The 22,082-nt window shown below is 53.9% G+C and carries 20 protein-coding genes; 8 read left to right on the forward strand and 12 right to left on the reverse strand.

Features of this window, described 5'->3' with window-relative positions; translation table 11 throughout:
* Nucleotides 1-41: 41 nt before the first annotated feature.
* The 6 genes from ABD931_RS06675 to ABD931_RS06700 all read right to left on the reverse strand — a co-directional run bounded on the left by ABD931_RS06675 (nt 42) and on the right by ABD931_RS06700 (nt 7,858).
* On the reverse strand, nt 42-614 hold the full coding sequence (locus tag ABD931_RS06675) for a hypothetical protein (RefSeq protein WP_345265231.1): 573 nt from the start codon (nt 612-614) through the stop codon (nt 42-44).
* Between the two features lie 84 nt (nt 615-698).
* A complete protein-coding gene (locus tag ABD931_RS06680) occupies nt 699-2,192 on the reverse strand; it encodes a RagB/SusD family nutrient uptake outer membrane protein (RefSeq protein WP_345265233.1) in 1,494 nt (497 codons plus the stop codon).
* Between the two features lie 18 nt (nt 2,193-2,210).
* A complete protein-coding gene (locus tag ABD931_RS06685) occupies nt 2,211-5,219 on the reverse strand; it encodes a SusC/RagA family TonB-linked outer membrane protein (protein ID WP_345265235.1) in 3,009 nt (1,002 codons plus the stop codon).
* Between the two features lie 247 nt (nt 5,220-5,466).
* Nucleotides 5,467-5,790 (reverse strand): 2Fe-2S iron-sulfur cluster-binding protein, encoded by a 324-nt coding sequence (locus ABD931_RS06690; RefSeq protein ID WP_345265237.1) that lies wholly within the window; start codon nt 5,788-5,790, stop codon nt 5,467-5,469.
* Between the two features lie 6 nt (nt 5,791-5,796).
* Nucleotides 5,797-6,801: an NAD(P)/FAD-dependent oxidoreductase gene (locus ABD931_RS06695; RefSeq protein ID WP_345265238.1), complete on the reverse strand. Its 1,005-nt coding sequence runs from the start codon at nt 6,799-6,801 to the stop codon at nt 5,797-5,799.
* A 166-nt stretch (nt 6,802-6,967) separates the two neighbouring features.
* Nucleotides 6,968-7,858: a LysR family transcriptional regulator gene (locus tag ABD931_RS06700; RefSeq protein WP_345265241.1), complete on the reverse strand. Its 891-nt coding sequence runs from the start codon at nt 7,856-7,858 to the stop codon at nt 6,968-6,970.
* 103 nt (nt 7,859-7,961) lie between these two features.
* On the opposite strand from ABD931_RS06700, the gene ABD931_RS06705 reads away from it, so the two are divergent.
* Nucleotides 7,962-9,734, forward strand: coding sequence for a glycoside hydrolase family 9 protein (locus tag ABD931_RS06705; protein ID WP_345265243.1), 1,773 nt, complete (start codon nt 7,962-7,964; stop codon nt 9,732-9,734).
* Nucleotides 9,735-9,813: 79 nt separating this feature from the next.
* Here ABD931_RS06705 and ABD931_RS06710 read toward each other — a convergent pair whose 3' ends face one another.
* Nucleotides 9,814-11,277, reverse strand: coding sequence for an amidohydrolase (locus ABD931_RS06710; RefSeq protein WP_370469309.1), 1,464 nt, complete (start codon nt 11,275-11,277; stop codon nt 9,814-9,816).
* Between the two features lie 281 nt (nt 11,278-11,558).
* Between ABD931_RS06710 and ABD931_RS06715 the strand changes: the two genes are divergently transcribed.
* The gene (locus ABD931_RS06715; RefSeq protein ID WP_345265245.1) at nt 11,559-12,041 is read left to right on the forward strand and encodes a S41 family peptidase; all 483 of its coding nucleotides are present in this window, start codon (nt 11,559-11,561) and stop codon (nt 12,039-12,041) included.
* A 288-nt stretch (nt 12,042-12,329) separates the two neighbouring features.
* Here ABD931_RS06715 and ABD931_RS06720 read toward each other — a convergent pair whose 3' ends face one another.
* Both ABD931_RS06720 and ABD931_RS06725 read right to left on the reverse strand, forming a co-directional pair.
* Nucleotides 12,330-12,842 (reverse strand): 2'-5' RNA ligase family protein, encoded by a 513-nt coding sequence (locus ABD931_RS06720; protein ID WP_345265247.1) that lies wholly within the window; start codon nt 12,840-12,842, stop codon nt 12,330-12,332.
* A 115-nt stretch (nt 12,843-12,957) separates the two neighbouring features.
* On the reverse strand, nt 12,958-13,389 hold the full coding sequence (locus ABD931_RS06725) for an OsmC family protein (protein ID WP_345265249.1): 432 nt from the start codon (nt 13,387-13,389) through the stop codon (nt 12,958-12,960).
* A 131-nt stretch (nt 13,390-13,520) separates the two neighbouring features.
* On the opposite strand from ABD931_RS06725, the gene ABD931_RS06730 reads away from it, so the two are divergent.
* The 4 genes from ABD931_RS06730 to metK all read left to right on the forward strand — a co-directional run bounded on the left by ABD931_RS06730 (nt 13,521) and on the right by metK (nt 17,900).
* On the forward strand, nt 13,521-14,276 hold the full coding sequence (locus ABD931_RS06730) for a hypothetical protein (RefSeq protein WP_345265251.1): 756 nt from the start codon (nt 13,521-13,523) through the stop codon (nt 14,274-14,276).
* 147 nt (nt 14,277-14,423) lie between these two features.
* On the forward strand, nt 14,424-15,302 hold the full coding sequence (gene lipA / locus ABD931_RS06735) for a lipoyl synthase (RefSeq protein ID WP_345265253.1): 879 nt from the start codon (nt 14,424-14,426) through the stop codon (nt 15,300-15,302).
* 96 nt (nt 15,303-15,398) lie between these two features.
* Complete coding sequence (locus ABD931_RS06740) at nt 15,399-16,568, forward strand: lycopene cyclase family protein (protein ID WP_345265255.1); 1,170 nt, start codon at nt 15,399-15,401, stop codon at nt 16,566-16,568.
* A 75-nt stretch (nt 16,569-16,643) separates the two neighbouring features.
* Nucleotides 16,644-17,900 (forward strand): methionine adenosyltransferase, encoded by a 1,257-nt coding sequence (gene metK, locus ABD931_RS06745; protein WP_345265257.1) that lies wholly within the window; start codon nt 16,644-16,646, stop codon nt 17,898-17,900.
* Between the two features lie 76 nt (nt 17,901-17,976).
* Here metK and hpf read toward each other — a convergent pair whose 3' ends face one another.
* Nucleotides 17,977-18,348: a ribosome hibernation-promoting factor, HPF/YfiA family gene (gene hpf / locus ABD931_RS06750; protein ID WP_345265259.1), complete on the reverse strand. Its 372-nt coding sequence runs from the start codon at nt 18,346-18,348 to the stop codon at nt 17,977-17,979.
* Between the two features lie 253 nt (nt 18,349-18,601).
* Complete coding sequence (locus tag ABD931_RS06755) at nt 18,602-19,513, reverse strand: SDR family oxidoreductase (protein ID WP_345265974.1); 912 nt, start codon at nt 19,511-19,513, stop codon at nt 18,602-18,604.
* A gap of 234 nt (nt 19,514-19,747) precedes the next feature.
* Between ABD931_RS06755 and ABD931_RS06760 the strand changes: the two genes are divergently transcribed.
* A complete protein-coding gene (locus tag ABD931_RS06760; protein ID WP_345265261.1) occupies nt 19,748-20,188 on the forward strand; it encodes a VOC family protein in 441 nt (146 codons plus the stop codon).
* Nucleotides 20,189-20,228: 40 nt separating this feature from the next.
* Here the strand turns inward: ABD931_RS06760 and ABD931_RS06765 are convergent, their stop codons facing one another.
* The gene (locus tag ABD931_RS06765; protein ID WP_345265263.1) at nt 20,229-20,564 is read right to left on the reverse strand and encodes a tellurite resistance TerB family protein; all 336 of its coding nucleotides are present in this window, start codon (nt 20,562-20,564) and stop codon (nt 20,229-20,231) included.
* A 260-nt stretch (nt 20,565-20,824) separates the two neighbouring features.
* Here ABD931_RS06765 and ABD931_RS06770 point away from each other — a divergent pair, with 260 nt between their 5' ends.
* On the forward strand, nt 20,825-22,078 hold the full coding sequence (locus tag ABD931_RS06770; RefSeq protein ID WP_345265265.1) for a TolC family protein: 1,254 nt from the start codon (nt 20,825-20,827) through the stop codon (nt 22,076-22,078).
* The last annotated feature ends 4 nt before the right edge of the window (nt 22,079-22,082 follow it).

Here is a 22,082-nt window from a genome sequence, read left to right on the forward strand (position 1 = left end):
AGCGTTCAGGGGCGTTACGGTAGGGGAGACTCGTACTCACATTAAAAGTAAACAGCGGCTTTTTCTACGTTCTGGACCGTAATAGCTGGTTTCTTATACACAATGGTACCTTCCACCTGGTTCCATTTCTCGGGTTCCCGCTGCACATTGTATTTGCCGGCCTTGCCCGAGAAATGCAGAACCAGCCTGTCTTCGGATAGTGCGTCTACCGAGACTTCACCATCGGTCATCAGGTAGCCTTCGCCCAAACGCTTTTCCTTATCGATTAATTTACCAATCAGGACACTGGCCGCAAGCTGGTTCTCAACAAAGATTTGCCGTTTGACCGGATGCGGGCTATACCACTTCTCTCCGCCCAGCGCAATCACCACATTGCCCTCGTACTGATCGAATAGACTCAGCCGGAAATAGTTGTCAAAGACCTGAATAGCTCCGCTGAACGAACTTTCATCGGGATAAAAGGCCTGGCCGTCCAGCGTAATCAGTACTTTGGCCTGACCGGCCGGCAGCGTGTTCAGGAGGTCTGCCGGCCTGGGCTTACGGGCGCACGACAGGCTCAGGCTGCACGCCCAGATAAACACAAGAAAACGGCAGCAGAACGGGAATACTTTCATAGGAAACGGGCATGCGTTGCACTACACAAAGAAAACAAAATGCCCGGTATATCGGGCATTTTGTTTTCTGGCAGCAGCGGGAAATTAATAACCTTCGTTCTGCTTCAGATTTGGGTTCGACGTGATCGCATCGGAGGGAATGGGGTAGAGCACCGTATAGGGATCTTTTTTATCGACACCCGTGCCGGTCAGGAACTTGTTAAAACGGATTTCGACCGTTCGCTTGTTGCCTTCCCAGTAGGTTTCGCGCCCAATTTCCTCAAAGACGGTGTTCTCGTTAACCGTCGCGATTGTAGAGGCCCCGCGTGATGCTCTCATTTCGTTGACGAGTTTTATCGCTTCGGCGTTATTTCCGGCTCGCAGCAACGCTTCAGCTTTCATCAGGAACGCATCGCCGTACCGCATCAGGATATACTTGCCGGCATCGGCGGGGTGGTATTTGATAACCCGGATACCTTTGTCGGTTGGTGTGCCGGACAGGGTCACATCCCGCGTAAACTGTAGCGGCTTCTTCGAACGGTCGTCAACGATTTCTTTACCGCTATCGTCGTACTGCTGACCGATCAGGAAGCCGCGGCCGATGCCCGAATACGCTTTTCCGTCTGGTTTAGCCGGAACGCCTTTCCGGATGTCCTTAGCCTCGAAGGTATCATAAAAATCGGCCAGCGTGGCAAAGCCGTTCCAGCCGGAGGGGTTCTGGTTGTAGTGGAGCGTCATGTACCAGCGGTTCTGGGGGGTACCCTCGGGACTGGTAAAGATGATCTCGTCTTTCGCCGTGGCGGTGAAGTTGGTAAAGTAACTGGAACTGAGTTTGAAGCCGGCGGCCGTAATGGCATCTACGTACTTCACTACCTGATCCATGTCGGCTTTATCAAAAGTATAGGGTCCTTCCGGTTTCGCGGCTTTAAACACGGCCTTGTTCAGGAACAGCTTAGCCAGCAGGTAATTGGCGGCCGCTTTGGTTGCCAGTGAGTTTTCGGCCTGGGCCGGCTTTGCTTCGGGCAGGGCCGGTAGTGCTTCGGTCAGGTCTTTTACAATGAAGTCGAATGCTTCCGCCCTGGTCTTCACTTTCGGATTGTCGTTTACCCCTTCGGTTACCTCCCGGAAGGGCACCTGACCCCAGTAGTCCATCACGTGGTACATATTCCAGGCCCGCAGGAACTTGGCTTCGGCAGCCTGGGCCGGTGTTGGGCTGGAGGCCAGAATCTGGGTACACTTAAATACCCGCTGGTTCAACTGGTTCCAGGCATTCAGAATCCAGGAATGGGTAGCGTCCCAGGTGTGCTGGTCGAGCGTACGCCAGACGCCGTTGTCACCCCAGTCTACCCCGCGGGTGGGCGGTATCATTTCGGCGGTAGGGTGTTCGCCCAGGGCATAGATATTGGCCTGATCGGTATAGGCACCCAGGTCTTTGTAGGCCGACTGCAGGGCTTCTGATACGTTTACCGACTGGAACCCCCCACTGCCCGACTTTACTAAAATCGAGTCTTTCTCTTTGACTTCAAGGTCGGTACAGGCCGACAGCGCAATCAGCCCTAAACTGGTAGTAAGTATTTGTAACGCAAATGAATATCTCATACAAAATGTCTTTTGGGGTTAGAAAGCAATGTTGGCACCCAGTGTCCAGGTTCTGGCTCGCGGATAAGCCGTGTAGTCGATGCCCAGTGAAGGTACCCCGTTCAGCGATTTGTTGGTATTTACTTCCGGATCCTGTCCCGAGTATTTGGTGATGACGAACAGGTTCTGACCCGTCACGAAGAATCGCAGGTTCGAGATGGCCGACTTGCCGGTGTTGACCCGGTAACTCAGGCTCAGGTTCTGGAGCCGCACAAAATCGCCTTTCTCCAGGAATCGTGTGGATACGTCAGGTGCGTTGAAGGGGCCTTCTTTCAGATCAGGTACATCACGGGTAACGTTGCGACCGTTGTTGAAGGCACCTTTGGTGAAGAAGGCGTTTGCGTTATTGCTATATATATAATTGCCGAACACCCCGTTGAAGAACAGGCTCAGACTGAAATTTCTATACCGCAGATTGTTCGTTAACCCACCCGTAACCTTCGGCAGGGGGCTCTTGCCGACAAAGCGCTGCACATCACCGCCGATGTAGATGGTGTTACCACTGTCGTCGAAACCGCCGAACTCCCGCAGGAAATAGGCAAACAGGGGTTGCCCTTCGGCAATGCGCTGGGCAAAGGCACCGGTCAGGCCCTGGCCGTTGATGGCTCCGGTATTGATCAGGCCGTTAAAGTTCTTCACGATGTTTTTGTTGTACGCTCCATTTAACTGAATATCCCAGCCAAATACCGGATTGTCAATGGCCGTATAGTTCAGGCCGAGTTCGATCCCGGAGTTAATGACATTGGCATCCAGGTTTTTCCAGACGAAGGGTGTCAGCGCCGGCTGAGCCGCCGTGACCTGAATCAGCAGGTCTTTAGTATTCTTGTGGTAAACTTCCACATTACCCGTCAGCCGGCTGCCCAAAATGCCGAAGTCGATACCGGCATTGAACTGGGCAGTTTGTTCCCATTTCAGATTCGGGTTGGGGAACGATACGTCGTTCAGCCCGCCCCCTGCGATGTTGTTGGCATCGGCATTGAAGCCCCAGCCGCTATAGTTCTGCCGTTGGGTGTACAGGTTATGCGGAATTTCCTGGTTACCGGTCACCCCATAGCCTACCCGCAGCTTCAGGTCGGAGAACAGGTTCTTCGGAATAAATTTCTCTTCGATCAGTTTGTACGCAACGGCCGCCGAGGGGAAATAACCGTATTTATTACCGGGGCCGAACTTGGTCGACCCATCGGCCCGCAGCGTAACCGTACCCAGGAATTTACCGTATCCCACATTGACCCGACCGAAATAAGACTGTAGCTCGTCTTTCGTCGAAGCGGAGTTCTGAATCAGACTACCAAACCCTTTGGAATTATTGGCGGAGGCCGCGTTATTAATCATCAGATCCAGGTCGCTGGTCCGGAAGTTGGTCGCTGTCGACTTTTTAAAGTAATAGTCAAAACTCTGGTAGGAGTACCCCAACAGGGCGTTCAGGCTGAAGTTGCCGAATTCTTTGTTGTAGGTAAAATAATTCTCCCAGAGGTTGTTGTCAGTCTCGATGTCTGTCAGGTACAGCCGGCCTACCCGCTGAATGTCCTGGTAGATCAGATCACGCGAGAAAGCGGCTTTCCGGGCCGACATTGATTTGTCGAAGCCAACCACGGTTTTGAATTTCAAGCCGTCAATAATTTCGTATTCGGCGTTGATGTTGCCTAGTGATCGCAGGGCTTTGGTGTTGTCCCGCGATAGCCCCAGGAGGGCGGCCGGGTTTGGTTCGGCCACGTTGCTCGACTGGTTGTAACTGCCGTCGGCCTTGTATACGGGCATGGTTGGATTCGACTTCAGAATACTGGCCAGCAGGTCGCCCTGGTAACCGGCGTTATCGGTTACGGGAATGTTGCCGTCCTTGGTTTCCGAAACGGTTACCTGAATTCCGACGTTCAGCTTGTCGTTTATAAATCGCTTATTACCGTTAAAGGTACCCGACAGGCGCTTCAGCGAACTTTTTTCCATAATTCCTTCCTGGTTAAGGTAACCCAGCGAGAAGCGGTAATTACCGGTTGCATCGGCCCCGCCATAAGCAAGGTTGTGCTGGTTGGTGATGCCGGTCCGGAATAGCACATCCTGCCAGTCGGTTTTACCCCCCAGGTTTTGGGTCGGCTGCAGCTTGGCGTATTCGTCGGCGTTCAGCAGATTATACCGTTTGGTGATGTTGCTGATACCGACCGAAGGCGAATACTCGAGACTTCCTTTGCCGGCCTTTCCTTTTTTGGTGGTAATCAGGACCACCCCATTGGCACCCCGTGCGCCGTAAATCGCGGTGGCCGACGCATCCTTTAAAATGTCGATACTGGCAATGTCTTCCGGGTTCAGAAAGTTCAGCGGGTTGCGCGGAGATGAAGAACCGATGCCGGAGTTGTCGCCACTGGCTGTGGTATTGTCGCCACTCAGCGGCACCCCATCAACCACAAACAGCGGATTGTTTCCGTTCCGGACCGACGACGTACCGCGTATCCGGACGTTAATGCCGCCACCCGGCTCACCGTTATTCTGGGTAATGGCTACGCCCGGGACCCGGCCCTGCATCAACTGTTCGGCTGAAACGATTACCCCCTTGTTGAAGTCTTTGGTACCGATGGCGTTAACGGCACCGGTTGCATCTTTTTTTCTGACGGTACCATAGCCGATAACGACCACTTCGCTCAGTACCTGGCTGTCTTCCAGCAGGCTGACATCCACAACGGAGCGATTCCCGACGGCGACCTCCTGTTTCTGAAAGCCGACAAAGCTGAAGACCAGAACGGCGCGTTCGGGTACAGACAGCCGGTAATTACCATTGGGGTCGGTGGTAGTACCCCGCTGAGAACCTTTAATGGATACACTAACGCCCGGCAGCGCTGAGCCGGATGCATCTTTTACACTACCCGAAACCTCCTTGTCCTGCGCCCAGGCACTTAGGGCGAACAAGAGCGCCAGCGCGGTCAGGCAGCTTTTTACGGGTAAGAACCGGAAAATAGCAGGAAGTTTCCTGCTAACCGGTAAGGAGAAGTACATCATAGATTAATTGGTTTGGTAATGTGAATGAATGGGGATTACAGGATTTGTCCGCTTTCCATAATTTTTATGGTTATCTTATCAAACGGGATGGTAAATTATAAAAAAACACAAACATAATTCTATTTTAACCGGGTTTAAATATGAAAAGATGTACGTTGTAAGCCGTAGGTGACTAATTCATGGATAAAAGCAAAGCGCCCTGCTGTCGGTGAAGACAGACAGGGCGCTCCGGTACCAAAATCGATTTTTAGTATTCCTCCTCTGCCACTAACCGGAATACGGCTCCCTCCAGCGATTCATCGACGCGGATCTGACAGGCTAGCCGACTATCGCTCCCGGCATCGGGCAGCGTGTCCAGCATATCGAGTTCGGCGTCGGTTTGCGAGGGTAGGTCATCTAACCCTTCAAGCACCTGCACGTGGCAGGTAGCGCACAGAGCCATGCCGCCACAGGTTGCCAGAATGTTGTATTCCGACGCTTTCAGGACCTCCATCAGACTTAGGTTAATGCCTTCGGGTATGTCAAGCGTCTGCCGGTCGCCGGTGCGGTCTTCTATGGTGAATTGAATCATGTTGAATTAAAACGCGTGGACACCGTTGACGGTGGTATATTTAAAACTCAGTTTCTGGTTCGGATACACGTATTTAAAGGCACTCTGGCACATTAGCGCAGCTTCGTGGAAACCACACAGAATCAGCTTCAGCTTACCGGGATACGTATTAATATCACCGATGGCGTAGATACGCTCCACCGTAGTGCTGTAGTCGACGGTGCTCACGCTGATGGCTGATTTGTCGATGTTCAGGCCCCAGTCGGCGATGGGCCCCAGTTTCGGCGTCAGCCCGAACAGCGGAATCAGGTGGTCGGCGGCCAGAATGCGCTGCGCCTTGTCTTTGCCGGTGATAACGACTTCCTTCAGGTGGCCGTTGCCGCTCACGCTGGTAATGTTGGATTGCAGCACCAGGTTGATTTTCCCTTGTTTGGCCAGTTCATACACCTTCTCGGCCGAGTCGGGCGCTCCCCGGAAACTGTCGCTGCGGTGGATAAGCGTTACTTCTTTGGCTACTTCGGCCAGGAAGATGGTCCAGTCGAGGGCAGAGTCACCGCCACCGGCCAGAATCACCCGGCGGTCGCGCAGCAGTTCAGGGTTCTTCACCATGTACGAAACGCCCTTGCCTTCAAACTTCTCCAGGCCTTCGATCTCCGGCTTCCGGGGCTCAAAGCAACCCAGACCACCGGCGATCACCACCACCTGGCAGTGGACCTGCGTACCATCGTTGGTGCCGATGATAAACGAGCCATCTTCCTGCCGCTCAAGGGTATCGACCCGTTCGCCCAGCGTAAACGTCGGGTGAAACGGCTCGATCTGATCCATCAGATTATCGACCAGCTCCTGCGCTTTTACTTCCGGATAACCGGGAATATCGTAAATGGGCTTCTGCGGATATATTTCGGAAAGCTGACCACCCACCTGCGGTAAGGCATCGATGAGGTGGCAGCGCATTTTCAGGAGACCTGCTTCAAAAACGGCGAAAAGTCCTACCGGACCTGCGCCAATGATGCATATATCGGTTGTAATCATGGTTGTGTTTTAGTCTGTAGTTATAACACTGAGCCGGTGATACAGATTCCGTTCCGGTATGGTTTATGGGGCAAAAGTAGCCCTGCCCGGCTAGGGGGACTAATTACAATTTATTATGCCGTATTCCGATTGGTTATAGTACAACGGATCGGTGCGCCGATGCGCTCTACGGGCGCTGCCGTTCAGCGAAGTTCAGGAAGGTTTCGGCCAGGCGCTCGGTGGCGCCCTGCCGCTGGATGGTGTAGAAGTCGCGCTGGATGGTCAGGCCTTTCACGTCCAGCACGCGGAAGGTGCCGGCCTGGAGTTCGTTTTCGACGGCGTAGATAGAGATGAACGCCAGGCAACGGGAGTGGGTCAGGTACGATTTGATGCTTTCGGTGCTGCCCAGGTACATCTCTACTGTAATGTCGCTCAGCTTCACGCCGATCTGGCGCAGCGCGTGTTCAATCACTTCGAGCGTACCGGAGCCCCGTTCACGCAGCACCAGCGGCTGGCTTTTGAGTTCGTCTACCGTAATCTCGTCGCGCTGGGCCAGGGGATGATCGATATGGCTGATGAGCACGATTTCGTCGCGCACAAACGGCGTATAGCGGAGTTCGTGCAGGTGCGTACGACCTTCCACAATGCCCAGCTCAATATCGTGGTTCAGCAGCGCCTGTTCAATCTGCTGGGTGTTTCCGCTCACCAGCGAGATCTTTACATCGGCATAGCGCTCGTGAAACCGGGCCAGAATGGGCGGAATCACGTACTGTGCTACCGTGGTGCTGGCTCCCAGCCGGAGGGTGCCGGAGTGCTGCCCTTTCAGCACACTCAGATCGTATTGCAACTGGCGGTAGTTGCCCAGAATGGTTTCGGCGTGCCGCAGGGCAATTTCGCCGGCCGGTGTCAGGCGGATCTGGTTGCCTAAGCGCTCAAATAAGGTAGTACCGAACTGCTGCTCCAGTTCGTGGATGTGCTTGGTGACCGCGGGTTGTGTAACAAAGAGTTCGGCTGCGGCTTTGGTGAAGCTAAGCCGTTTGGCTACGGTGTAAAAAACCTGCAGACGAAAATCGAGCATTGAAATAAAAACAGGTGGTTAAACAGCGTAACGCGTCATGCGCTACTTTTGCAAAGAAAACAAGCAACTCCTCCTTAACCCAGGTCAACCCTGTTTTAATTTGATGAATACACGAGAAGTGGTCGTTTCCGCCGGTCACGTACTGGCCGGTTTATGGCTAAGTGGCGCAACGCTGGTTCATGGTCAGGCTCTGTCTGAAGCCATCCGGCTCAACCAGGTCGGCTTTTATCCCAACGCGCCCAAAGTGGCGGTGGTCGTGGGTGCCGATGCCGGAACATTTCAACTGACGACGCCCGATGGGAAAAAGAGGGTGTATACCGGCAATTTAAGCGAACAGCGGCAGAATACGACTTCCGGCAAAACCACCCGCCTGGCCGATTTCACTGGCTTCAAAACGAATGGTACGTACGTGCTGGTGGTACCCGGTACCGGCAAGTCGTACCCGTTCGAGATCCGCAACAACGTGCATCGGGCGGTGGCTATTGGTTCGCTGAAAGGATTTTATTACCAGCGGGTGTCTACGGACTTACCTGCCAAATATGCCGGGCAGTGGGCCAGGCCGGCCGGGCATCCGGATACCCGCGTGCTGATTCATCCCTCGGCGGCTGATGCCAATCGGCCGGCGGGTTCGGTGATTTCGTCGCCCCGTGGGTGGTACGATGCCGGTGATTACAACAAGTATATCGTCAACTCAGGCATTACGGTCGGCACGCTGCTGTCGCTCTACGAAGACTTTCCGGCTTACTTCAAAAACTTCGAGATCAATATTCCGGAGAGCGGCAACAAGGTGCCTGATCTGCTCGATGAAACACTGTGGAATCTGCGCTGGATGCTGACCATGCAGGACCCCACCGACGGGGGCGTGTACCACAAGCTGACTAATGCCGGTTTCGACGGGATGGTGATGCCCGACAAGGCCGTAAAGGACCGGTACGTAGTGCAGAAGAGCGTAACGGCTGCGCTGGACTTTGCGGCCGTAATGGCGCAGTCGGCCAGGGTCTTCAAGCCGTTTAGCAAGGAACTGCCCGGTTTGGTCGATTCGTGTCGGACGGCGGCCGTTAGAGCGTGGGAGTGGGCGAAAAAGAATCCGGATAAGTTGTACCGTCAGGAGGAAATGAACAAGCAGTTTGATCCGGATGTGAGCACCGGTACCTACGGCGACAATAATGCGAGCGACGAGTGGATATGGGCAGCCGCCGAACTGTACGTAACCACAAAAGACGAGGCCTATTACACCGCCGTAAACCTGTATCCGGATGATAAAACACCCCTGCCGTCGTGGAATCAGGTGCGTACGCTGGCGTATTATACCCTGGCCCGGTTCGGTAACGACCTAACCCCGGCCGGTAAAAAAGATCTGCCGCAGCTAAAACAGCGGCTCATCCAATTTGCCGATAACCTGATCCAGGGTGCCGACCGGCAGACGTATCAGACGGTAATGGGTAAAGCCGCCGGCGATTATATCTGGGGCAGTAGTGCCGTGGCCGCCAACCAGGGCATTGCGCTGATTCAGGCGTACCGGCTGACGAAGGATAAAACGTACCTGAACTACGCTCTGGCCAATCTGGATTACCTGCTGGGCCGCAATGCCACCGGCTACTCGTTCCTGACCGGTTTTGGCGATAAGCCCGTGATGAATCCGCATCACCGTCCATCTGTCGCCGATGGTATTACCTCGCCGGTGCCGGGACTGCTGTCCGGCGGGCCTAACGGGAACGCACCCCGGCAGGATAAATGCCCCGGCTACACCGCCACGTCTGCCGATGAGATGTTTATCGACGACAGTTGCTCCTATGCATCCAATGAAATCGCCATAAACTGGAACGCCCCGATGGTGTATCTGGCGGCCGCCTTGGAGGCTTTGCAGGAGAAGTAAAGAGCCTTGTACAGGGAAAAATAATCTTCGTTCTGCCGACGCGGCCGTTGCATCGGCAGAACGAAAATCCGAAATCCAGTTACTTCCGGTAATCCAGCGCCGGTTTCCGTGGTCCCAGTAGTGCTTCGTATTTGAAGTCTTTACCCCGCAGATCCTCCCACTCCGTGCGGGCTTTTGCGATCAGGGCCGGGTCATTGAACAGATCCATAGCCGTAAGCGTAAGCGTTTTAGCGGCTACCATCATGCCTTTAACGCCGATGCTGGTACCACCGGCGGCTACTGCCTGCCAGCTATGCGCGGCCGTGCCCGGCACCCAGGTGGCGGCCCGCATACCTACGGTTGGTACGGCCCAGCTTACGTCGCCCACATCGGTAGACCCACCGCTGCCGGAGTTATCCATCGAAAATGCGCCGACTTTAGCCGCATCGGTGGGCTTACGAATAGACCCGAAGGTGGCACCGAACGATTCTCCGATCTTTTCGGCAAACCGGATTTCTTCGTCCGTGTAAGTTACCCCGCCCACCATACTCAGGTTTTTGTGCATGACCCGCGACAGCGATTCCAGCGGCAGTACATTGTAGACGCCCCCGATTATCTCCATTTCCATTTTGGTATCGGTGCCCAGCGCGGCACCTTCGGCCGCTTTCACAATGCGCTTCCAGACATCCTGCAGCACCTCTCGGTTTTTGTTTCGGGCGTAGTAGTACACTTCGGCAAAGTCGGGCACCACATTCGGCGCTTCACCGCCTTTGGTGATTACATAATGCACCCGCGTATCAGACGGGATATGCTCCCGCATCATGTTCACCATGTAGTTCATCGCTTCGACGCCGTCCAGGGCCGAGCGGCCGCGTTCGGGGGCTGCAGCCGCGTGGGCCGATACGCCCCGGAACCGGAATTTAGCGGAGATATTAGCCAGGGAGGTAGCGGGGTCGGCCCCGTTGCTGTCGCCGGGATGCCAGTGCAGCACCACGTCGGTGCCGGTAAACAGCCCTTCGCGCACCAGATACACTTTGCCCGAACCACCTTCTTCGGCGGGGGTGCCGTAAAGTTTAATGGTGCCGGCCTTGCCGCTCTTTTGCAGCCAGTTCTTTACGGCGATGGCCGAGGCTACCGAACCCGTTCCGAACAGGTGGTGTCCGCAGGCATGGCCCGCCTTTTTGCTGTCCAGCGGTTTCCGTTCCGGAACCGCATCCTGGGTGATGCCGGGTAAGGCGTCGTATTCGGCCAGGATGCCGACAACCGGCTTGCCGCTGCCGTAGGTAGCCACAAAGGCGGTGGGAATTCCCGCTACGCCGGCCTGCACCGTAAAGCCTTCTTTTTTTAGCTCCTCCTGCAGCAAGGCCGAGCTTTTGTATTCCTGATAGCCTACTTCGGCATAATCCCAGATCTGTTTAGACATAGCGCCGTAGTGTGCCGACTTACTCTCCAGGCCGGCTAGTACACTTTCCTGGTCTTTGGTGACTTTGGGTTGAGCCAGGGCGATGGGGGCCATCAGCGTCAACGCCAGCAGACCCGTCCATTGGGTGTTCAGTTTCTTCATAGTAGGTTCTTACGTCAGATAGCTAGTTGGGTTAGCGGACCAAAAGAGGTCATCTCCACAAAGTAAACTTTTTTCATGGTTAGCCCAAAGGTTTTCGCTTTGTTAATGCGCGCTACCCGGCATTTCAGCCCGGAGAACTAATTTCTTAAAATTGCTTTCATCGGCTGTCTTCGGTCGTTCTTCGGGCTGAAATGCCGGTTCGGTGATATATAGTTAGTCCGGCGGGAGCCGGTATGGTAGCTTTGTGTCATCACAGAGCAAGACTCAACCTATCCACACCCATGAAAACGCTTATTATATCTTCTGTTATCGCAGCGGCCGTTTGTGCAGCAACCGTCGTCCAGGCACAAACGACCGCTCGCCCCACGACCGAACAGCTTGACCAGCAGGTGGTGCGTTTTAACAGCCCGGCCTGTCATACGCCGTTTCAGCAGAACCGCCGGATGTTCAGCTACGATTACGCCTTTCTGCTGGGCAACAAATCAGCCTCGGTGCGGCTCACCTTCACCGACGGCAGCGGCAAGGCCTTCACCCGCACTCTGCCTAACCGGAACACCAGCCAGATGAGGGAGAACGCAATGGGCAACGGCCGCGATTTTGAATTACGCTGGTACGATAACCAGATCGCCTACGTTTCCCTCAACTACTTCGATGACCGGAGTATCACTACCAAATTCGATTCCATATACCCCCAGTTGAAAAAAGCCAAAGCCGTTATCCTGGATAGTCGGCAGAACGGGGGCGGCAACAGCCAGAACGGCTGAGATATTCTGGCGCGCTTTACCAACAAAGACTTTCCGATGGGCAAATGGGTAGACAAAGGCATTCAGCCCAATAGCCTGGTTAGTCCGACCATTAAAGACCTTAGAGCCAATAAAGCTACTGTGCTGGAACACGCACTACAGGTAGTGAAACATCAACTTCGTGCTGCAAAGTAGAAGGTTGATTGTGTGTTGTGGGTGTATAAAGCAGGCCGATCTTGTTGGCCTGCTTTTTTAGTTAAGTTGGGGCCGCCCGGCGGTGAAGAGTTAAAAAAGTATGCGTCAGCCAACTCATAACTCATAACTCCCGAAGGGTTCCCACCGCTGCCTGGTATGCTTCAGCAGGGTGAGGGTGTGGGCGGTGAAGGTGCGGTCGTAGGGTTGCTGCGAGAAGTAGGCCCAGGCGTCGGGGAAGGCGCTGCGGTGCAGGTCTTTGAAGGCGACGGTCATATGGGCGTGAAACGGGCGGGGGTCTGGTTTGAGACCGAGCTGCTGATGAAATACTTCGGTTGTAACCTGGTAGCAGTGTTGTAATGACTCATCCGTTTTGACATTCACGAAAATAACCCGTTGCCCAAAATGATCGAAATTGTGCAGGTGAATCGAAAAAGGAAATAGTTGAGAAGCGGCTGTTGTCAGTGCCTCCTGAAGAGCCGTTATTTTGTCGTTGGCCAGTTTGAACGGCGGGACGATGGTGATGTGCGGGGGCGATTTCAGGGCATGGCGGCTGCCGAATTGCTCGGCAGCCGCCCGCTTAAACACCGTCACTTCCTGCTGAATGGCCTCGTCGGGCAGTAGCGCCACAAAAAAAAGTTGAGGAGTTGCTGCCGGTTGAGTAACCTGAGCATCAGAATGAGTTGGAGTTGCCATATGCACGTCAATACCCGAACAGAGCTGGCCAAACCAGCCAACGGCCCAACTAATCGACTTGCTCCGCCACCTTCCACTCAAACCGGAGTACCTGCTGCACATCGGGGTGCAGGGTAAGGGCCACCGGGCAGGTATGAGCGGCCTGTTCCAGCTCAGCTTTTTTCTCGGATGGCAATTCTTCGGGGGTCAGCATCGTTAAGTTTATCTCAATGCGGGCAATTTTGCGGGGTCCTTCGGTGGTCATGATTTTGGTAATAGCCATCTCGCTGCCGGTGAGGTCAATGCCCTCGCGCCGGGCGCGGATGCCCATGATGGTCATCATACAACTGCCCAGTGCGCCGGCTACCAGGTCGGTGGGGGAGAAGGCTTCACCCCGGCCGTTGTTGTCGGTAGGGGCGTCGGTGTTGATAACGGTGCCGGATTGCAGGTGAGTGGCCTCGGTGCGCAGATCGCCCTGGTATACCGTGTGAATTGTTGCCATGAAATCAGTGAATTAAGTTTTCTGAATATTCAAACATAAAAATTACCTGTTAGTTAAGCCAGTAGGGTGCAGGTAAGGTCTTGATTTTTGCCGGTAATGTTGTATTTTTAGTCCACGATCCTACTTCTATCATGAAATCTCTACATAAAGTTCTATGGGTTTCGGCCGGTCTTTGGCTGCTGTTGTTCGGCAGTACCAAAGCGCAGATGACCGACTCGGACGAAGATAACTATTCTTCGGTGACTACCTATGGGGTAACCACCAATACCAATTCCGGTATTTTGGGCGGCTTTGCGTTCCGGCAGGCCAAATTACTATCGGGTACGCTGTTTGGCAAAAAACAGTTCCGGTACCTAAGCCTGGAGGTCGTAAATGTGAAACACCCGAAAGAAATTCAGGCGCAGACGCCTATTTCCGGTTCCCGCTATATTTACGGCAAGCAGAACTACCTGTTTGTGGTGCGGCCGCAGTACGGTCGGGAAATTACGCTGTTTCGGCGGAATGCCGACGAAGGTATAGCCATTAACGCTATTCTGGCGGCCGGGCCGTCAATCGGCATTATCAAGCCCTATTACGTGCAGGTATCCTACGGTAACCAGACCCGCAACATTCCATATCGGCCGGCGCTGGCCAGTTCGCCCACCGAAAACATTATCGGTTCGGGTGGCTTCTTTCAGGGATTTGGGCAGTCGCAGCTCACGGTAGGCGTCAACGTCAAAGCCGCCGTCAGCTTCGAGCTGAGCGCCTTCCGCAACAACACCACCGGCGTCGAGATCGGCGTATTGGCCGAAGCCTTCCCCAAAGAAATCGTTATCATCCCCAACACCACCAACCGCAGCTTCTTCACCTCCGGCTATGCCACGCTGTTTTTCGGCACCAAGAAGTAGGTTTAAGCCATCAGACAAAAGACGTTGGACGTTAGACCTCAAATTTGCTGAGCAAAAAGTCTGACGTCCAACGTCTTTTGTCTATCGTCTTTTTACCGAACTTTACCGCCGGAAAATTGATTTTAGAGGAAAGAGAACGAGTTTGTCATGATTGAACTCCCCGTAATACCCTCCGAAACAGAACGGAAGAAAAAGCGTCCGGACTGGCTGCGGGTTAAACTGCCCATCGGGCCGGAATACGCTAAGGTTCGTAAACTGGTCGATACCTATAAACTGCATACCATCTGCGAGAGCGGCAACTGCCCCAACATGGGTGAGTGCTGGGGTGCCGGCACCGCTACGTTCATGATCCTGGGCAATGTCTGTACCCGGAGCTGTACCTTCTGCGCCGTAGCCACCGGCCGCCCCAACGAATATGATACCGACGAGCCCCGGCGTGTGGCCGAGGCCATTGTGCTCATGAAAGTAAAGCACGCGGTACTGACCTCCGTAAACCGCGATGAGCTGAAAGACCGGGGTGCCGACATCTGGTACCAGACCGTGCGGGCCATTAAGGAAGTGTCGCCCGAAACTACGATTGAGACGCTGATTCCCGATGTGAAAGGCAACTGGGATGCCCTGATCCGCATGATCTCGGCGGGGCAGGAGGTGGTTTCGCATAATATGGAAACGGTAGAGCGGCTGTACCGTCGGGTGCGGCCACAGGCCCGGTACGAGCGGAGCCTGGAGCAGATTCAGCGGACCAAAGACTTTGGCAAGCGCACCAAATCGGGTATTATGCTGGGCCTGGGCGAAACCAAAGACGAAGTGCTGAAAGCCATTGACGATCTGGTGGCGCACGGCCTCGATATTCTGACGCTGGGCCAGTACCTGCAACCTACCAAAATGCACCACGAGGTAATAGAGTGGATTCATCCGGAGACCTTCGCCTTGTACAAAGAAGAAGGACTGCAGCGTGGGCTGAAGTACGTAGAGTCGGGGCCGCTGGTGCGATCATCGTACCATGCCGAGCGCCACGTCTTCTAAAGTCATTTTGAACCACAGGGTTCCGGAAGCGGTTGGCATAGTGTCGGCCGCTTTTTTGTTAAAGGCTGCGTCTTTATATTTGAGAAAACCACCTTCATGCGCCGATACGACTTCATCATTGCCGGGGGCGGAATGGCGGGCCTGAGTTTAGCGTATTACCTTAACCAGTCCGTTCTCCGGAATAAATCGATTCTGATTATTGACAAAGCAGAAAAAAAGACCAACGACCGGACCTGGTGTTTTTGGGAGCGTGGTGAGCGGAATCCGTTTGAAGCCATTGTCTACCGCAAATGGCAGGTGGTCGATTTCTACGAACCCACTTTTTCGGCGCAGCTGCACCTCGGCGACTACTGGTACAAGATGATCCGGGGTATCGATTTTTACACCTTTGTGCTGACTGATTTGCTGCAGAACCCCAACATTGAGTTTGTGGCGCAGACCATTCACCGGATTACCAATACCCCGCAGGGAGCGTTTGTTATTGCCGGCGACGAGGCCACTACCTATATCGCCGATTATGTGTTCGACAGTACCTATACGCTGAAGCTGACCGATCCGCACCGGCATAACCTGCTGCAGCATTTCAAAGGCTGGGAAATAGAGACCGACCAACCGGTGTTTGATGTAAACCGGGCCACGCTGATGGACTTCCGGGTATTTCAGGACAACGACTCCCGGTTCTTCTACATTCTGCCGCTGAGCCCAACCAGGGCGCTGGTCGAATACACCTTGTTTTCAGATAAGCTACTGCCGCCCGAAGCGTATGTCGACCAGCTTACACACTATCTTCAGCATACGATAGGACTGACCGGGTACACCATTCTCCACGAAGAGTTTGGGGTCATTCCGATGACGGATGAGCCTACGCCCGAGCGCGTGGGCAAACGGATCATCCGAATCGGTACGGCGGGCGGTTATACCAAAGCATCCACCGGTTACACGTTTGTGCGTACCCAGCGCTTTACGCAGGAGATTGTCGGCAACCTGCTCACCATTGGCAAGCCGCTGAAAAAGCGAAGCCTGTTTCGGCGTCGGCACCGGCTATACGATAGTATTTTGCTGAATGTGCTGGCCAACCACCGGTACCCCGGCAGCGAAGTGTTTGCCCAATTATTCCGCCGGAATGAGCCTGCTCAGGTACTGGCTTTTCTCGACGAAGACACTACCTTTCAGGAAGAACTCAAAATCATGTCTACTGTTCCGCTCGGCCAATTTACCGTCGCAGCGCTGGATGTGTTCCGGAAGCGGGTGCTGAGTTTGATTTAGACTATCTAACTGGTTTTGCCCTCTCCCAAATATCCGTTAGCTTTGTCGCTCGAAACAAAGCAGAACATAGTATCGATGCCGTACCTATTCACGTCCGAATCAGTTTCCGAAGGACACCCCGATAAAGTTGCCGATCAGATATCTGATGCGCTGATTGACCATTTTCTGGCGTATGATCCCACCAGTAAAGTAGCCTGCGAAACGTTGGTGACGACGGGTCAGGTGGTGCTGGCCGGTGAGGTAAAAACCACTACCTACCTGGATGTGCAGAAAATTGCCCGCGAGGTGATTCGCCGGATTGGCTACACCAAGAGCGAGTATATGTTCGAAGCCAACTCCTGCGGCATTCTGTCGGCTATCCACGAGCAGTCGCCCGACATCAACCAGGGCGTCGAGCGGTCGAACCCCGAAGAGCAGGGTGCCGGCGATCAGGGCATGATGTTTGGTTATGCCACCAACGAGACCGAAAACTACATGCCGCTGCCACTGGATCTGGCCCACAAGATCCTGCAGGAGCTGTCGTACATCCGGAATCACGAAACAGACCTGATGACCTACCTGCGCCCCGATGCCAAATCGCAGGTGACCATCGAGTACAGCGACGATCACAAGCCCATCCGCATTGATACCATTGTCGTCTCAACGCAGCACGACGATTTCGGCTCGGATGCCACGATGCTGGAGACTATTCGGACCGATGTCATCAACATTGTGCTGCCCAGGGTCAAAGCCAAACTGAAGCCCGAACTACAGGCTCTGTTTACCGGTGATATTACGTACTACATCAACCCGACCGGTAAGTTTGTGATTGGTGGTCCGCACGGCGATACCGGGCTGACCGGCCGTAAGATCATTGTAGATACCTACGGCGGCAAGGGTGCCCACGGCGGTGGTGCATTCTCCGGAAAAGATCCTTCGAAAGTAGACCGTTCGGCGGCTTACGCTACCCGCCATATTGCCAAAAACTTGGTGGCGGCCGGCCTGTGCGATCAGGTGCTGGTGCAGGTATCCTACGCCATCGGGGTAGCCAAACCCTGCGGGTTGTTCATTGATACCTACGGCTCCGCTAAGGTGGATATGAACGACGGCGAAATTGCCAAAAAGATCGAAGAGATCTTTGACATGCGTCCGTACGCTATTGAGCAGCGGCTGAAGCTGCGCAACCCGATTTACTCCGAAACGGCCGCTTACGGGCATATGGGCCGGCAGAATCAGGTGGTGAAGAAGGTATTCGGTACCAACGGCCAGACCAAAGAAGTAGAGGTAGAGCTTTTTACCTGGGAAAAACTCGATTACGTCGATACGATTAAAGAAGCGTTCGGGCTGGCGTAAGTCGGCCGGCACGGAAGAATATAAAGCAAAAAGCCGACCCGGAATGGGGCGGCTTTTTGCTTCCAGGCCGGTAAGATTATAACTCTTCGGGTTCTACGGCTTCGGCTCGCATCTGGGCTTTGGCCTCTACGATTTCCTGGCTGGAATGTCCGTTTCGTTTTTGTTTAAAGCGTACGAGTTTATCTTTCAGTACGTCCACCAGTCGGTCGGTGGCGCCTTCAAAGGATTTGTCCTGTTCGGATACGAAAATTTCTTTGCCGGGGATGCTCAGCCTCACCTCCACCACCTTGTCTTTCACCTTGTTGCTCGATGCACCATCCAGCATTAAAAACACTTCCGCGCCGGTAATCCGATCATAATACGTGTCCAGCTTATCCAATTTCCGCTGCACAAAGTCAAGAAGCTTCTGATCGGCCGAGAAGTGTACGGCATTAATCTGTAGTCTCATAGTGTCACACTGTTAAGTTGAAAAAAATTATGCCTATGGACTGCCTAAGTTTGGAAACGGATGGATACGTGTCAAGGATAATGCGTTTTATTATTCAATAAAATTTCCGGTACCCGAAGTTTCGTTGATAACTACTTAACAGGCAGGTAGTTGACGTATTGAAAAAGGCAGAAGTCATCATGGGTTGATACATGAAAAATACCCCGTACCCATCCGCAGGGACAGATCCGGGGTGCGTTGGAGCTTGTACCGATTATGCGTTGATGATCTCGCCCCCGTTGACGTGGATTACCTGACCGGTAATGTAGGACGCATCCTCGCTGGCCAGAAAAACATAAGCCGGAGCAACCTCGGCCGGCTGACCGGGCCGCTTCAGCGGGGTGTTCTGCCCAAAAGAGGCCACCCGTTCTTCATCGAAGGTGGCCGGAATTAGCGGGGTCCAGATCGGGCCGGGGGCTACGCCGTTAACACGTATTTTCTTCTCGGCCAGATTGCCCGACAGGGAGCGTGTAAACGCCGTAATGGCTCCTTTCGTGGAGGAGTAGTCGACGAGGGTTTCGCTGCCGCGGTAGGCCGTTACGGAGGTCGTGTTAATGATACAGTCGTTTTCCTGCAAATGGGTTGCGGCCGCTTTGGTCACGCGGAACATAGCCAGGATGTTCGTTTCAAAGGTAGCCACCAGGTTTTCGTCGGTAATATCCTCAAAGTTCTGTTCCGGATACTGCACAGCCGCGTTGTTGACCAGGATGTTAAGCTTACCCAACTCCCGCACGGTATCTTCTACTATCTGGGTGCAGAACTGCGGTTCGCGGAGGTCGCCGGACAGCAGGAGGCAGCGCCGGCCTTCTTTTTCCACTTCGGCTTTTGTCTTCCGGGCGTCTTTCTGCTCGTCGGGCGTGTACACAATGGCTACGTCGGCCCCTTCTCGGGCGAAGTGAACGGCCACCGCCCGGCCAATACCGCTGTCGCCCCCGGTGATGAGGGCTACTTTCCCTTTGAGTTTATCTGAGCCTTTGTAGCTGTCGCGAATGTAAATTGGCCGGGGCGTCATTTCGTGTTCCAGACCGGGTTGCTGTTCCTGGTGTTGAGGAGGAATCTTGGTTTCCATTTCCATGCGTTGAGTGAATTGTTGTTTCTTCGGGTAAAGCCCAAAGCGGGTACGGATGTTTTGAGAAATCTATTGAACTGGTAGTTTATTGTGGTGACTTCCCGCCCCGGATACACACTGTATGGCGGAGTTCTACCAAAAAAGTTGTAAACTAGGGGGCTGATTTCCTATCGTACACGAAATGGGCGGGGTACGCATGGGCAAAGATCCCAAAACATCCCTGCTGAACCGTTGGAACCAGTTCCATACTGCCAAAAATAAGTATATAAACCCCTCATCCACTACAAAACTATGTCAAGCCTCGTATTTTCGCACATTGCCCTTTCCTGCACAGACCCCATTGCTATTGAGAAATTTTATACCAAGCACTTCGGTTTCCGACGGGGACGCGTTATCCCGCTCGGCGACGATAACCAGATTGTCTTTCTGAAAAACGACCAGAACGTGTACCTGGAGCTGTTCAAAGCCGATGCCGAACGGCCCGCAGCTAAAGTCGATGCCGGCGACGGACCGCATTACTCCGGTGTGCGCCACCTGGCGTTTCAGGTCGATGATGTCGACGCTAAAGTAGCTGACATGGGGGACGAAGCCGTGATCACCCTCGGGCCGCTGGCGTTTGATGCGTTTATTCCCGGCTGGAAAACGGCCTGGGTCAAAGACCCGGAAGGAAATATTGTGGAGATCAGTCAGGGCTACGTGGACGAAGAAAACCCGCAGCCGTTAAATGCCTGATGATGTAAACAAAAAAGCCGGAGCGATTCCGGCTTTTTTGTTAATCGAGCAGGCGTCCCAGATACCGCTGAAATACCTGCTCGTAGTTGGAATACTCGCCGTCGGCGTCGAACAACTCTTCCAGATACTGCATAATGGCTTCTTTACCCCGCTCGCCGGGATAGAAGCGGTCCTTCAACTGCATAATGGCCTGCAGAGTTTCGTAATCGGAGTTACTTTCAAAAAAGGAATTGGCGGTTTTATAGTGCTCAAAACCAATTTTTCGTTTCACCAGCGTTTTTTCTTCCTCCGTAATCGTCAGGTCGGCGTTGGAGGCATATATCATAATCAGGGCCAGCAGGTCCCGTTTTGACCAGGATTCGAGTGTGTCAATCATAGTTGCGGGTATATGATAATAAAAGCATTGTCACCTTAACGAAAAAACCGGGCAGCAGCAGCAGAAATGTTAGCAAAGGGTCCAATAAGCAGGGGCTGGGTCGGGCCATGTTGCTTAGGAATTTATTAGACAAAAATTAGGGGCTTTCTTATACAAATCTTAACTGAATTAGATTTCCATTAAAGTTAGGTGCCCGGCCGTTATGCCCCATTCCGTTTCCTTAATTTCGTTCATTGGTAGGTATTTTTACGGGTACAGCAATGACAAGGAGATATTGGGGCGTTCTGCTCTGGGGTATGGTGTCGGTCGGGTATGCCCAGACGCCCCGAAGTATATCACTGACCGGAGCCCTGGCCGAAGCCCGGCATCGTAATCCTGTTTTACAGGCCGAACACCTGACCATCCAGGCCACGCAGGCCGATGTGGTAACCGCCGGCCTGCGGGCCAACCCCACTCTAAACAACCAGACCCTGCAACTGGCAAAGCCCTCTCATTTTCCGGAACATACCCGGGCACTGAATGCCCAGAACCGACAGGTGTGGTGGCAGTTGACCAAACCCTTCAATGTAGCAGGGCAGCGGCAGAAAGCCGTAGCGCTGGCGGAGCAAACGGTAGAGCTGTCGCGCCGGAGCTACGCCGAAACGGAGCGCAAACTGCTGTTCGATGTAGCCAATCAGTGGCTCGATGCCTGGAGTGCCCAGCGGAACCTGGCCCTGATCGGGCGGGCGCAGCAAACCGTTGATTCGCTGGTGAGCATCAATCAGGTACGGCTGCGCAATCAGGTGATTACCCAAACTGATCTGCTGCGCACTCAGATTCTGGCCGACCAGTATGGGCTGCGGGCGCAAACGGTACGGCAGGACTACCAAAACCAGTTGCTGCAATTGAAGCGGCTGCTGAACACGACCGATAGCCTGGCGATTGCCGCCACCGATGAGGTGACCATCTGGAGTCCAGGCTCTGCCGACTCCCTGCTGGCCCTGGCCCAACGGGGTAGGGCCGATGTACGGGTAGCCGAGCAGGCCGTTGAAGTGGCCGAACGCAACACGCGTTTACAGGAAGCGTTACGAGTTCCGCAGCCCGAACTAGGCATACTTTATAACCCGCAGAACAGTGTACCTTACGTTGGTTTTTACGGCACTATGCCTTTGCCCATCTTCAACAAAAATCAGGGCGAGATCCAGAAGGCCAAAGTGCTGCGGCTCCAGCGCGAGCAGGTCGTGCAATATACCCACCAGCAGGTGCAGGCCGAGGTGCTGACCGCCTACCGCAGCTACCAGACCCAGCGGCAGAACCTGTCCCGCTACACGGGCATTCTGCGGCAGGCCGACCAGATTTTAAGCAGTGTCCGGTACGCTTACCTCAAAGGCGGCACTACCATTGTCGATTTTCTGGAAGCGCAGCGGTCGTGGCTCGATGTGCAGCAGGAATACCTCAATACCCAGGTCGAGTACCGGCGCAGTTTTATCCAATTGTTGTTTGCCACCGGTCAGATCCAGCAACTTGCCAACTAACAGC

Origin of the sequence: Nibrella viscosa (assembly GCF_039541875.1) — a bacterium.
Taxonomy (GTDB): Bacteria; Bacteroidota; Bacteroidia; order Cytophagales; family Spirosomataceae; genus Nibrella; species Nibrella viscosa.